This is a genomic window from Microcoleus sp. OTE_8_concoct_300, from assembly GCF_031383065.1.
In the GTDB taxonomy this organism is placed as follows: Bacteria; Cyanobacteriota; Cyanobacteriia; order Cyanobacteriales; family Microcoleaceae; genus Microcoleus.
The window spans coordinates 1-11,198 of sequence record NZ_JANMZH010000428.1 but is presented as its reverse complement, the minus strand read 5'-3'; the positions used below and the strand labels follow the sequence as shown (position 1 = coordinate 11,198).

The following is an 11,198-nucleotide window of genomic DNA, read 5'->3' as shown; positions in this document are numbered from 1 at the left end:
TGAGGCTTGAAGGAGAAATCTAGAGAGCCATTCTGACCAGCCAAGCGTCTTAATTGACTACGTTATTAAGGTCACGACACCCTGGAATGCGAAGCTAGTTCCTTGCTCTGTCGCTAATAGTTAACCAGTTTTAAGGTCACTGAAACAGTGCTATTAGCCGGCGCAAGCCTCTATAACTTTGGCGAAGTACAGACGACCTGGCAGGTCGTCTCTTCTACCCCGCAAGGGAGGCTCAAAAGAGCAAAATACTATGCGTACAGGACTGGGAAGTTTGAAGCGGTAATTGTCCCGCTGAAAGTGCAACACAAAAGTACACCGAACCAACCAGTTCCAAGGCGGTAGTATCCAAAAGCACAATGTAAAGCCGTCCTAAAAGGACGAGGTTTCTACCCATTTTTCTGATGATTAATTTTTAAATAGTGGTTCTTGATAAAGCGGCACAGTAAAAGTAACAGTAGAGCCCAGTCCTTCCCCCATACTGTAAAAATTTACTGTACCCCCCATTGCTTCTACCAGTTTTTGAGAAATAGCTAATCCCAAACCGGTGCCGCCGTATTGCCTGGTACGATCGCCGTCCACCTGAAAAAATGACTCAAATAATTTATCTTGCTTGTCGAGAGAAACCCCAATGCCAGTATCAGCGACTCGCATTTTTACCATTCCGGGGAACTGCTGGTTGTGAACTGTCACCTTTTTCTTAATAACTTCGGCACTGATGCGAATTCCCCCTTCTCCGGTAAATTTAATGGCATTGCCCGTGAGGTTCAAGATTACCTGAAGCAGGCGTTGGTAGTTGCCATACAAAATAATATCGTCCTCCACAGCAGGTTTTTGGATTTGAAATTGCAATCGCTTTTGCTGGACTTGAACCCGTGTGAAATCCTCAACTTGTTGCAACAGTTCGCCGAGTTTGACGGGAGCGAGCTCTAGCTGCATTTTGCCAGCTTCGATTTTAGCGACATCCAAAAAATCGTTAATCACATTCAACAAATGTACTGCAGAGCGGTAAGCTTCTTCGATAAATTGGTGCGCTTCTTCGGGGTCATCTGCCATGCCGTCTACAACCAGTTTCAGGAAGCCGAGGATGCCGTTGAGGGGGGTGCGGAGTTCGTGAGAAGTATTGGCAAGCAATTGACTTTTAAGTTGGGAAAGAGCTACGGCTTCGGCGCGGGCGTGTTCTAATTCTTGGTAAAGTGTAGCGTGGGCGATCGCACTGCCGACTTGAGCGACTAACTCGCGGGCGAATTCGAGTTCGAGAGGGCTCCATTTCGAGGAACTGCCACAGCGGTGCAAACAGATCAGTGCATTAGGTTGGTCTTCATAGGATGTAGCTGCTACGATGACGGAATGGCGGTGGAAGGGATCGGCGATGGGCGAGGCGTAATCGATTGCTACTGGTTTTAGGGTGGCTAATGTTTGAATCCACCCCGGCTGTTCGGCTGCCCGCAGTTCTAATCCCAGCATAGAAGAGTAAGGTTCTTGGCGGTATTCCGCTACTACTTTTAAAGTTTTCGATTGGAGATTTTTGATTTGAGCTGGGGAAACCGGGGGCGAGCCGTCGCTGGCAATTGACTGTTGTAATTCGGCTGCTGCGGCTGAATAATTTTGATCATTTTCCGAGGCGATGAAGGAGGAGGCTTCGAGATTTTTGCTGTCTTTTTTGTAGGAACAGATGATGCAGCGACTCGCGTTCAAGACTTGACCCAAACTGTTAGCTGTTAGCTGCCAAATTATCTCTACATCGAGGGTTTTGTGCAGGTTTTGAGCGATTTGCGAGATGGTTTTGCGGTCGATTTCCGAGTAGGGAGGGAGCGATCGACCGGGGATGTGGCTCGCCGAAAGCAGCATTTGTTGGTCGGCGTCTGAGGGGGATGGCAAAGCTCGATTGAGCATGAACTCTGGGGAATCTGGCGGTTTGTCTGTGGGTTTGTCAGACAGCAGCCTTCCCATAACTAAGACTTTTGCAGCTTTGCCGTTTGAGTCGATCGCCGGAGTGAGTGTCAAATCGAAGAGAAAATATTGTCCGGCGTGGCAAAATGGATAGCTGAACCGTTGCGGTACAAGGGTTTCGAGCGCCCGCCGCAGGATATCGAGATAAGCCGCAGGGGCGATGGGTTGCAGGGTTTCGCTGAGGGGGCGATCGACAATTTGTTCTGCTGTGAGGTTGTACTGCTCGGCTTTTTGCCAGTAAAAAGATAGATATCGACCAGAGGCGTCTTGGGTAAATACTAATTCTGCCCCTAACTCTTGAAAAAAAACTGTAGAGGCGAGGCTCGATCGCCGGAAATCTGTGTTAGAGTCCATCAGAGTAGAGGATGAAAGTAGTTCGGATTTTGGAGTTTTGAGTTTTTAATTAAAAACTCAAAACTCCCAATTGTTTTGGGCTTCGACCGTTTAGTTGTGAGTTATTAATCAACTAAAAACTTGTGGAGTTTTTAATTATAATTTAACTGCTCAAAACTCACAATTGCCAAGTCTTTTCTGCTTCTACCGACTTTTGAGTTATTAATGAACTTAAATAATATTAATTATTTAATTCTGAACTCAACTCAAAACTCAAAACTATTTGTTGTCAGCCGTTTTGGGTAATTTAAAAATAACAATTAAGATTTAGGAGTTATAAATCTGCACAGATTAACGATCGAGTTTGAAAATTACGCCAAAATCTGAGGCTGCCAACAACTCAAGTCTGGGACTGGCGATCGCATTTTTCCCGTCACCTTGAAGAGTTCCGAGGTTGTGAGGCGAGCCCGCGCGATCTCGCCCACAACCTGTAGCTTTCGCCGCCCCATCTGCAGTCGATCGCGCGGGCCTCGAAATTTCACAGCCAGAAACTTTACGGCCAGAAGATTTGCGCCCGCCGTCTCCTACCCGCGAACCTCAGTCGTTCCACTCACCGCGGGGCGGGACTGGGGGGTTGCGGCGCAAACTTAGAGCCAACTCGTCTTCGCGGCGCTCGCCTCTGAGCCACTGCTTGATTGCGGTTTCAATGACTTTGCTGGGGTCATTCGTCAAGTGCTTAATTTGGTCTAGCAGTTCCGAATCTATATGGATAGATAGTTCCACTTTTTCTGACGAACTGTGGGAGGGTATAGGTGATTCGCTCATAGTTAAAAAATCCTAGTTTTAATTCTTAAGTTTCAATTCTTTTGATGACAACCGGCCCGACTAGATATTTGAAGTCCCTGATTTGCACCCAACCTTTCCTCAACCGCTTAACAGCTTTCTGTACAATGAGAGAGAGAAAAGTTTTTTCCTTTTGGGTGTCCGGGCTCGGTCGGACACTTGAAAGGGTAATAACTGATACTCTTGAGGTTTGCCTTAGTTGTGGTTTCAGCTCAATCCCCAGTAAGAGGTTGAAGTAAGCACTCTACTCTTGCTTGTGTAATCATACAACAAAAAGTATCCTTTGCCGATTAGCTCTTTGACAAAAAACATGACTAACGTCCCTGTATCTCGCATTCGCAATTTTTCGATTATTGCTCACATCGACCACGGAAAATCTACCTTGGCCGATCGCCTGTTGCAGGCGACTGGGACTGTGCAAGCACGGGAGATGAAGGAGCAGTTTTTAGACAATATGGAGCTCGAACGCGAACGCGGCATTACGATCAAGCTGCAAGCGGCTCGGATGAATTACACTGCCAAGGACGGTCAGGAGTACGTGCTCAACCTGATCGACACTCCCGGACACGTGGACTTTTCTTACGAGGTGTCGCGATCGCTCGCTGCTTGCGAAGGGGCGCTGCTGGTGGTAGACGCATCTCAAGGCGTGGAAGCACAAACCTTGGCAAATGTCTACCTTGCCTTGGGAAACAATTTGGAAATTATTCCAGTTTTAAATAAAATTGACCTGCCGGGGGCAGAACCGGAACGGGTAAAAGGGGAAATTGAAGAAATTATCGGTCTGGACTGTAGCGGGGCGATTGAGGCTTCGGCTAAGGAAGGAATTGGTATTGATGAGATTTTGGAGTCGATCGTCGAATTGGTGCCGCCGCCGCAGGATACTGTTGACAAACCGCTGCGGGCGCTAATTTTTGATAGTTATTACGACGCTTATCGCGGGGTAATTGTGTATTTCCGGGTGATGGACGGAAGTGTCAAAAAGGGCGATCGAGTTTTGTTGATGGTTTCGGGTAAGGAATATGTCATCGATGAATTGGGCATCCTTTCACCGACTCAAGTTCCAGTAGACGAACTGCACGCGGGGGAAGTTGGTTATCTGGGCGCGGCAATTAAAGCCGTAGCTGATGCTCGCGTCGGCGATACGATTACTTTGGTCAAAAAGCCTGCACCGGAGCCTTGGCCGGGTTATACAGAAGCAAAACCGATGGTTTTTTGCGGCTTGTTCCCGATCGATGCTGACCAATTTCCAGATTTGCGGGAAGCTTTAGAAAAACTCGAACTCAACGATGCGGCGCTTTCTTACGAACCGGAAACTTCGAGTGCGATGGGATTTGGTTTCCGCTGCGGTTTCTTGGGTTTGCTGCACATGGAAATTGTGCAAGAAAGACTGGAGAGAGAATACAATTTGGATTTGATTGTTACGGCTCCTTCTGTGGTTTATCAAATCACAACAATTAAAGGGGAAGTATTAACAATTGACAATCCCAGCCACTTGCCAGATCCTCAGTATCGCGAGAAAATTGAGGAACCTTATGTGCGGGTAGAAATGCTGTCGCCGGAAACTTATGTGGGCGCGCTGATGGAACTGTCTCAAAGTCGGCGGGGCATTTTTATGGATATGAAGTATCTGAGTCAAGGCCGCACTACGCTGGTTTACGAGTTGCCTTTGGCGGAGGTGGTGACGGACTTTTTTGACCAGATGAAATCGCGATCGCGCGGTTATGCGAGCATGGAGTATCACCTTATCGGTTATCGCGAAAATCCGTTGGTGAAAATGGACATTTTAATTAATGGCGATCCGGTTGATGCTTTGGCGATGATCGTACACCGGGATAAGGCTTATAATGTGGGCCGCGGGTTGACTGAAAAACTCAAGGAGTTGATTCCCCGCCACCAGTTTAAGGTGCCGATTCAAGCGACAATTGGCGCGAAGGTGATTGCTTCGGAGCACATTCCGGCTTTGCGGAAAGATGTGTTAGCGAAGTGTTACGGCGGTGATATTTCGCGGAAGAAGAAGTTGCTGCAAAAGCAGGCGAAGGGTAAGAAGCGGATGAAGTCTGTGGGTACTGTGGATGTGCCGCAGGAGGCTTTTATGGCTGTGCTGAAGCTCGATCGGGATTCGTAATCTGTGTAGCCTTTTGTCAGGAACAGGCTTTCGGGCCTGTTCCACAAAGAGTCTGTTTTTTTGTAGTTGTTTGCAGTCATCTAGAACAGGCAAGATGCCTGTTCCACAAAGAGTCAGTTTGATTGTGAGATGGGCCGGAGAGCCCGTCCCGGAAAAGCAAATTGAAAATGGTGTAATATGTCAGGTATAATTAAAAATATAATTGTTCCTTGAATTTACTATTATGACTACTAAAATATTACTAAAGCCGTCGGACAAATTAACTGACTTTTCCTTGACAGCCGTCATCGAACAGGAAACAGAGGGAAAGTATCAAGCGATTGTATTGGGTTTGCCAGAATGTAAAGCTGAGGGAAATACTCGTGATGAGGCGATCGCAAATCTCAGCCAGCTTGTCACGAATCGTTTAGAAAAAGCTGAACTCGTTTCTCTGGAAATCCAAGAGCAAAAACCCGATCGCCCAGCCTTGACAGCTATTATCGAACAGGAGACAGAGGGAAAGTATCAAGCGGTGGTTTTGGGTTGGGCTGGATGTAAAGCTGAGGGTAATAGCCGGGAAGAAGTTATTACTAATATTAGCTTAGTTGTGGGCGATCGGCTAGAAAAAGCTGAACTGATTTCTCTGGCAATTCAACCGCCAAAACCAGAGCATCCGTGGATGAAATTTGCTGGAATGTTTAAAGACGATCCGCAATTCGAGCAAGTGGTGGCATTTATAGAAGAGGATCGCCGCCAACTAGATGCAGAAATGGAAGAATATTACCGTACACTCGATGCGGAGGCTGAGGCCAAGTGAGTTTGTGGGTACTAGATACGGATCATGTTTCGCTGCTTCAAAGAGGGAATCCACTTGTCAGCCAGCGCCTAGAAGCACTCAATCCAGAAGAGATTGCTGTTACTATCGTTACAGTCGAAGAACAATTTGGCGGACGCCTTCATGTTATCAGGCAAGGTTCTTCACGGGATGAAATCTTATTAGCTTATGATAGGTTAATGACCACATTAAAATATTTTGGAACTGTCAACGTACTTGATTTTGATGAGGATGCTTGGAATTGTTATCAGGAGTTGGTGCGTCAAAAGATTCGCATTGGCACAAGAGATTTGCGAATTGCTGCGATCGCGCTTTCTAAAAATGCTATTCTGGTGACGCGGAACCGGCGGGATTTTGAGCGAGTACCGGGTTTGAGGTTTGAAGATTGGACAATTTGAGGAGTCGGGTGGGGGATGAAGGGCGATCGCCCGATCGCATCACAGCTTTCTACAACTTAAACAAGAATGCTTTGTTGAAACTCGCGCTGAATTTCATCTACAACTTTGCGATCGCTCAAATCGGGATGCCACCAGTGGCTACAGCCATCTTGACAATATTTGCAGTACCTGCGGGCATCGGCAATTGCCAATAAACTCATTAACAGGAAAAAGGTTTTGATAAATTCTGAGGACGGCAGTTTCAAAAGCTTTGCCATTTGTTCTTTTAATCGCCCTCTACTCAGTAACACACAAGGGGTGTAAGTTGGGCGAAGTTTTGATTTGGCAATTGCTAGGGAAACATCTTCTTCTCGCGCCCCTGCTTGGAGGGTCATGTAGGATAGCCGCTGTAATATTTCCTGCTGGTATTCGGTTGGGAAGCTTAAAAACCACTTTTTTGCATCTTCTTGGCTAATTAATTCTTGTTGAATTTGATTGATTGTAATTTCATCTGCTAGATTCATTTGCCTCTCCTAAGTCTGGCTGAAATATAATGTGATGTTATCCTTTTATAGCAATCCTAAATCAGTTTCAATAACTGGTTAACTGGTTACCAGGCTCTGCCTGGGAACCGATGTAAGCGAGGCTCTGCCTCGGCCCAGACTATGGAGGCTCTTCCTCCGGATATGCGTTACCAGGAAGAGCCTGGTAACGAGTATAATCATTTAGGATTGCTATAGTTTCAGCCATCTGTTGATTTGAGCTTGCCGGATGCTTTTGCTTGGTCGATCGCCTCTTGAATCAGAAGGTAGACCAAGTTGGAGATCGATCGCTTTTCGATATTGCACAACTTTTCGAGATCCTTTTTAGCCTGTGTTGGCAAAACCACTGAAATCCGCTCGCTGTCGCTCATGCCTTGCAATCTGTTGGAAGTTTCCCCTATTGTGCCATCTCGTCCGTCCAGCTTGCAATGGGCGATCGTCGGTCGCTATCGCAGCCGATCGCACTTTTGGAGCAAAATGGCGATCGCACTGCGGCATAATAAAGTTTAGTTTTCAGAGCCAGAATTTATCAAATAGAATTAGGAACAATATGACAGCGCAGCCACTCAGTAAATTCATCGCGGGCGATCGCGCTTGATGCGACTTGTAATATAATTTCTTCTTGCTCTTCTACAGGTGCAGAAATCTCAAAGCCATTCAAAACTAGAAAGACTTCCATTGCTGCGTGACCGATGCGTTTGTTACCATCTAAGAAAGGATGATTTTTAATCAAAGCAAATCCAAGGGCTGAAGCTTTTTTCACGATAGTTGGGTAAAGTTCCTCCCCGCCAAACGTCATGCGCGGCTGAGCTAAAGCTGACTCTAAGGCTCCTAAATTAGCGATGCCCAATGCTCCGCCCGACTGCTCGATAATGCGCCGATAAAGTTCTAAGACTTCTGTTAAAGTTAGATAGCGCATTACGCGAGCTTTTGGTAGAGCTCAGAATTCTTTTTAAGGACGTATTCCATAGCATTTTGGAAGGATGTTTCTGGTGGTGCGAGCAAGTTTTCAGCACCCGCAAGCAGTAATGCTTCTAGGGAAACGCCGAGGCGGTTGGCGATTTCTTGGAGCTTGTGCAGGCGATCGTCTGGAATTGTGATGGTAATGGTTTGCATTCTGTTTGTGGCTGTGACGATACTCTGAGTTTAGCACGTCAACTGTCTGAGCAGGAGTTAGGGTTTTTAAAAGGGCGATCGCACTTTTGGAGATTAAGGGCGATCGCTCATCCTGAGAGCGGCTTACATCTTATTTGATCGGTTTAATTTCGGCTATTGGCCGATCGTCTTGCAAGAGTACCAAGATATTGCCTTCTTGGATGAGTTTAATAAAGCTCGACAGATCTCTCTGAATTTCATCAATATTAATGTCGATCGCAGTTGCGCCGGAAATAACTGACTCAGCATGGGAAGATAAAGGAGGGGATTCATTGGCAACTATTTCGCGCAGCAAATGCGTACATAAATCCCGATTTTGAGAATGGTTGGAATGTAACATCTGGCTATATAAATTCCGGGATAAATCCTGATTTAGAATTCCATAAAGTAGAATCATTGTCCATTCTTTCGCATTAACAACCATCCGGTCTATGGTATCAATAAACGCCTGCAACTGGTCTTTTAGCTCAAAAGACTCCAGAAAATGAATGAGACCATACATGACTTCATGTTGTTCGCATCTGTCATCGAAAACTAGATAAAGTGCTGGCAAATATTCGCTGTTAGGATGTAGGGCAAGTTCGGCTAAAGTGAAGTCAAAACTCATTACTTCCTCATCAGAACGCATGAACTTATTAGCATTTAATTTTTCTATTAATTGAGTAACGTTCATCTTATCTCTCCCACTTTATCAAAAGTACCAGACCATGCCACTGAAAAAGGGTTCGCTATTTTAATTAAATCATGGAAGATTACTTTTGGTGAATGGGAGGCGATCGCACTTTTGGAGATTAAGGGCGATTCCCTACGGGATAGCTGCGCTTCACGCCCTTGACGAAAGAAATTGGTTGAGCTAAACTAAAATTTAGTTTAAATTTATTATAGTAGATGCACATAATCAGCTACCGACGGGTGCGTGAATACAGCGAAACTCATGCTGATTGCGGGGAAGCTTTGGATAACTGGTTTAAAATTACTAGCAAGGCTAAATGGTCTAACTTAATTGAGGTACAATCTGTTTTTCCTAAAGCCGAAGCTGTTGGGGGGTTTACAGTTTTTAATATCAAAGGTAATAATTATCGATTAATAGTTAGTATTGATTATGAAAGCCAATTAGTTTATATCAAATATATTCTCACCCATGCTGAGTATGATAAGGAGAAATGGAAAAATGACCCTTACTTTTAATCCAGATAAATACAAAGAGTTATTGTCTCAGTACCAGCCGAAAATAATTAGAAATGAAGCGGATAATGAGAAAGCTCTGGCTATGGTGGAAGAGTTGATGCACCAGCGCGATCGCACTCCTGAAGAAAATGAGTTATATGAATTGCTGATTGTATTGATTGAAAAATTTGAGCAGGAATATTACGCACCAGGAACCACAGCAACGCCTCATTCAATACTGCTGTTTTTGATGGAACAAAGAGAGTTACAACCTGCTGATTTGGTAGGAGTCATTGGATCTGAAAAAAGAGTGTCTGAAGTCGTTAATGGCGATCGAGATATTAGCAAAGAGCTGGCATTGATTCTGGGGAGCTTTTTTCATGTAGAGCCGAGTTTGTTTTGTAATTAAGGGAAGTGACATTAAGGGCGATCGCACTTTTGGACATTAAGGGCGATCGCTCTTGAGCAAAGAAATTGATTGAGCTAAACTAAAATTTAGTTTAATACCATGGGGCCCAGAAACCGGGTTTTTTTCCCGAAAGACGCGTTACACACCGTAAATTCGGTAAAAAACCCGGTTTCTTTGAGTGAGATTAAGAGCGATCGCACTTGCTGAGATTAAGGGCGATCGCGCATCACCCGATATCAATGGGAATTCAAATAGCCTGCAGCTTTACAAAGCATCTAATGCCTGTAACCTGTCCTGACAGCGTTGTGACCAATCAGTTTCGTTAAGCTCATCATAAAGGTTTTTAGCTGACCGATAGTGGCAAATTGCATCTGGCATTTTACCCAATGTTAGAAAAGTTTTAGCCAGCATATAGTGAGCATTCGCAGCATTTGTTTTCTGTTCTAGCTGTTCGGCCAAGGCCAAAGTAGGCAAAAAATAGTCAAGAGCTTGGCGATGTTGGCTGAGGTCATTATGGAAGCTACCAAGAGCGTACAAAGCACTTTGTTCTCCAACTCGATCGCCTAATTCCCTAATAACTGACAGTTGCTCAGTGTAATAAGTCACAGCTTGAGCATTCTGTCTGAGCTTTTTGGAAATGCTACCAAGCCAGCCTAAAGTTTCTCGTTGAGCGCTGCGGTCATTAATATCTTTAGCCAGGGCTAGCCGTGTTTGAAAATAATTTAACGCTAATTCCCATTGATTGACCTCGCGGTAATCACACCCCAGCCAAGCTAAGGCTAAACTTTCCATTGCCGTATCTGCTAGCTGACGAGCAATTCCTAACATTTGGGTGTGAGGATCAATGGCTTTCTGGTAATCGCCTTGATTGTAATAACTTTTACCTAAGTTTTGCAGCGCCCAACCGATTCCCGATTGGTCGTTGAGTTTTTGTAAAGATTGCAACTGTAATTTATATAATTCTATTGCTTCCGGGAATTCTTGGTCAGCAATGAGACTTTCACCTAGCTGCTTTAGCTGTGTTTGCACATGGGAAATCCAATGCTGTTGACCTGTTGCTAGAAATAGCTGGTAAGCTTGATTGAAAGCGTCAATTGCTTCTCGCCGTTGCTTTAGCTTGGCTAGAGCCATTCCTGAAAAGAAATAAGCTTGAGCCGCCGTATCTCTTTCTCCAATTGCTTCAGCGATAGTTAAACTTTGCTGACTTAGTTCAAGAGATTGTTGATAGTTTTGAAGATTGAAATGACAGCTAGCTAGGCACAATATAGCACTAGCTTCTCCTGAACGATCTCCTAACTCTTGTACAATGGCTAACTTTTGTTCGTGTAAGGCAATCGCTTTAGGGTAAGCTGTTCGACATCTAAACTGCATTAACTAAGTTACCTTTATTTTTTATTTTTCGGTTCCATTTCATAATTAGTCCTCCTTCATTTAACAGTTTATGTAACAGTGCTTCTAGTTTTTCAATGGATTCAAATAATCT

Annotated in this window: 15 protein-coding genes; 6 read left to right on the top strand and 9 right to left on the bottom strand. The window is 44.9% G+C overall.

The features are described 5' to 3' along the window. Positions 1 to 405: 405 nt before the first annotated feature. From ACUVJL_RS19845 to ACUVJL_RS19835, 3 genes are all read right to left on the bottom strand, one after another. On the bottom strand, positions 406 to 2,304 hold the full coding sequence (locus ACUVJL_RS19845) for an ATP-binding protein (RefSeq protein WP_445247408.1): 1,899 nt from the start codon (positions 2,302 to 2,304) through the stop codon (positions 406 to 408). Positions 2,305 to 2,654: 350 nt separating this feature from the next. After that, positions 2,655 to 2,825, bottom strand: a complete 171-nt coding sequence (locus ACUVJL_RS19840) for a hypothetical protein (RefSeq protein ID WP_445247407.1) — start codon at positions 2,823 to 2,825, stop codon at positions 2,655 to 2,657. 55 nt (positions 2,826 to 2,880) lie between these two features. Beyond that, positions 2,881 to 3,108 (bottom strand): type II toxin-antitoxin system CcdA family antitoxin, encoded by a 228-nt coding sequence (locus tag ACUVJL_RS19835; RefSeq protein WP_333128829.1) that lies wholly within the window; start codon positions 3,106 to 3,108, stop codon positions 2,881 to 2,883. Positions 3,109 to 3,436: 328 nt separating this feature from the next. On the opposite strand from ACUVJL_RS19835, the gene lepA reads away from it, so the two are divergent. The 3 genes from lepA to ACUVJL_RS19820 all read left to right on the top strand — a co-directional run bounded on the left by lepA (position 3,437) and on the right by ACUVJL_RS19820 (position 6,463). Next, positions 3,437 to 5,251 carry a translation elongation factor 4 gene (gene lepA, locus ACUVJL_RS19830; protein ID WP_445247406.1) on the top strand — a complete coding sequence of 605 codons (1,815 nt, stop codon included), beginning with the start codon at positions 3,437 to 3,439 and terminating at the stop codon, positions 5,249 to 5,251. Between the two features lie 223 nt (positions 5,252 to 5,474). Further along, positions 5,475 to 6,047: a type II toxin-antitoxin system HicB family antitoxin gene (locus ACUVJL_RS19825; RefSeq protein WP_445247405.1), complete on the top strand. Its 573-nt coding sequence runs from the start codon at positions 5,475 to 5,477 to the stop codon at positions 6,045 to 6,047. Then, positions 6,044 to 6,463 (top strand): type II toxin-antitoxin system VapC family toxin, encoded by a 420-nt coding sequence (locus ACUVJL_RS19820; RefSeq protein ID WP_445247404.1) that lies wholly within the window; start codon positions 6,044 to 6,046, stop codon positions 6,461 to 6,463. The genes ACUVJL_RS19825 and ACUVJL_RS19820 overlap by 4 nt, the downstream gene beginning before the upstream one ends. Before the next feature lie 56 nt (positions 6,464 to 6,519). Here the strand turns inward: ACUVJL_RS19820 and ACUVJL_RS19815 are convergent, their stop codons facing one another. Together ACUVJL_RS19815 and ACUVJL_RS19810 are read right to left on the bottom strand one after the other, a co-directional pair. Then, positions 6,520 to 6,966 carry a DUF5958 family protein gene (locus tag ACUVJL_RS19815; RefSeq protein WP_445247403.1) on the bottom strand — a complete coding sequence of 149 codons (447 nt, stop codon included), beginning with the start codon at positions 6,964 to 6,966 and terminating at the stop codon, positions 6,520 to 6,522. A 218-nt stretch (positions 6,967 to 7,184) separates the two neighbouring features. Then, a complete protein-coding gene (locus tag ACUVJL_RS19810; RefSeq protein ID WP_445247402.1) occupies positions 7,185 to 7,355 on the bottom strand; it encodes a ribbon-helix-helix domain-containing protein in 171 nt (56 codons plus the stop codon). On the opposite strand from ACUVJL_RS19810, the gene ACUVJL_RS19805 reads away from it, so the two are divergent. Further along, positions 7,354 to 7,494, top strand: a complete 141-nt coding sequence (locus tag ACUVJL_RS19805; RefSeq protein ID WP_445247401.1) for a hypothetical protein — start codon at positions 7,354 to 7,356, stop codon at positions 7,492 to 7,494. The genes ACUVJL_RS19810 and ACUVJL_RS19805 overlap by 2 nt on opposite strands. 19 nt (positions 7,495 to 7,513) lie before the next feature. On the opposite strand, the gene ACUVJL_RS19800 is transcribed toward ACUVJL_RS19805, so the two are convergent. The 3 genes from ACUVJL_RS19800 to ACUVJL_RS19790 form a co-directional block, all read right to left on the bottom strand. Then, the gene (locus ACUVJL_RS19800; protein ID WP_445247400.1) at positions 7,514 to 7,903 is read right to left on the bottom strand and encodes a type II toxin-antitoxin system death-on-curing family toxin; all 390 of its coding nucleotides are present in this window, start codon (positions 7,901 to 7,903) and stop codon (positions 7,514 to 7,516) included. Next, the gene (locus ACUVJL_RS19795; RefSeq protein WP_445247399.1) at positions 7,903 to 8,100 is read right to left on the bottom strand and encodes a DNA-binding protein; all 198 of its coding nucleotides are present in this window, start codon (positions 8,098 to 8,100) and stop codon (positions 7,903 to 7,905) included. The genes ACUVJL_RS19800 and ACUVJL_RS19795 overlap by 1 nt, the downstream gene beginning before the upstream one ends. Before the next feature lie 130 nt (positions 8,101 to 8,230). Further along, positions 8,231 to 8,812 carry an Imm30 family immunity protein gene (locus ACUVJL_RS19790; RefSeq protein ID WP_445247398.1) on the bottom strand — a complete coding sequence of 194 codons (582 nt, stop codon included), beginning with the start codon at positions 8,810 to 8,812 and terminating at the stop codon, positions 8,231 to 8,233. A 215-nt stretch (positions 8,813 to 9,027) separates the two neighbouring features. Here ACUVJL_RS19790 and ACUVJL_RS19785 point away from each other — a divergent pair, with 215 nt between their 5' ends. Beyond that, positions 9,028 to 9,327, top strand: a complete 300-nt coding sequence (locus ACUVJL_RS19785) for a type II toxin-antitoxin system HigB family toxin (RefSeq protein ID WP_293152593.1) — start codon at positions 9,028 to 9,030, stop codon at positions 9,325 to 9,327. Then, on the top strand, positions 9,311 to 9,715 hold the full coding sequence (locus ACUVJL_RS19780; RefSeq protein WP_445247397.1) for a helix-turn-helix domain-containing protein: 405 nt from the start codon (positions 9,311 to 9,313) through the stop codon (positions 9,713 to 9,715). The genes ACUVJL_RS19785 and ACUVJL_RS19780 overlap by 17 nt, the downstream gene beginning before the upstream one ends. A 264-nt stretch (positions 9,716 to 9,979) precedes the next feature. Here the strand turns inward: ACUVJL_RS19780 and ACUVJL_RS19775 are convergent, their stop codons facing one another. Beyond that, positions 9,980 to 11,086 carry a tetratricopeptide repeat protein gene (locus tag ACUVJL_RS19775; protein ID WP_445247396.1) on the bottom strand — a complete coding sequence of 369 codons (1,107 nt, stop codon included), beginning with the start codon at positions 11,084 to 11,086 and terminating at the stop codon, positions 9,980 to 9,982. Between the last annotated feature and the right edge of the window lie 112 nt (positions 11,087 to 11,198).

Bases quoted from the DNA above. Each gene is read 5' to 3' on its own strand.
- ACUVJL_RS19845 (WP_445247408.1), bottom strand. From the start codon at position 2,304: ATGGACTCTAACACAGATTTCCGGCGATCGAGCCTCGCCTCTACAGTT.
- ACUVJL_RS19835 (WP_333128829.1), bottom strand. From the start codon at position 3,108: ATGAGCGAATCACCTATACCCTCCCACAGTTCGTCAGAAAAAGTGGAA.
- lepA (WP_445247406.1), top strand. From the start codon at position 3,437: ATGACTAACGTCCCTGTATCTCGCATTCGCAATTTTTCGATTATTGCT.
- ACUVJL_RS19825 (WP_445247405.1), top strand. From the start codon at position 5,475: ATGACTACTAAAATATTACTAAAGCCGTCGGACAAATTAACTGACTTT.
- ACUVJL_RS19815 (WP_445247403.1), bottom strand. From the start codon at position 6,966: ATGAATCTAGCAGATGAAATTACAATCAATCAAATTCAACAAGAATTA.
- ACUVJL_RS19805 (WP_445247401.1), top strand. From the start codon at position 7,354: ATGCCTTGCAATCTGTTGGAAGTTTCCCCTATTGTGCCATCTCGTCCG.
- ACUVJL_RS19810 (WP_445247402.1), bottom strand. From the start codon at position 7,355: ATGAGCGACAGCGAGCGGATTTCAGTGGTTTTGCCAACACAGGCTAAA.
- ACUVJL_RS19800 (WP_445247400.1), bottom strand. From the start codon at position 7,903: ATGCGCTATCTAACTTTAACAGAAGTCTTAGAACTTTATCGGCGCATT.
- ACUVJL_RS19795 (WP_445247399.1), bottom strand. From the start codon at position 8,100: ATGCAAACCATTACCATCACAATTCCAGACGATCGCCTGCACAAGCTC.
- ACUVJL_RS19790 (WP_445247398.1), bottom strand. From the start codon at position 8,812: ATGAACGTTACTCAATTAATAGAAAAATTAAATGCTAATAAGTTCATG.
- ACUVJL_RS19785 (WP_293152593.1), top strand. From the start codon at position 9,028: ATGCACATAATCAGCTACCGACGGGTGCGTGAATACAGCGAAACTCAT.
- ACUVJL_RS19780 (WP_445247397.1), top strand. From the start codon at position 9,311: ATGACCCTTACTTTTAATCCAGATAAATACAAAGAGTTATTGTCTCAG.
- ACUVJL_RS19775 (WP_445247396.1), bottom strand. From the start codon at position 11,086: ATGCAGTTTAGATGTCGAACAGCTTACCCTAAAGCGATTGCCTTACAC.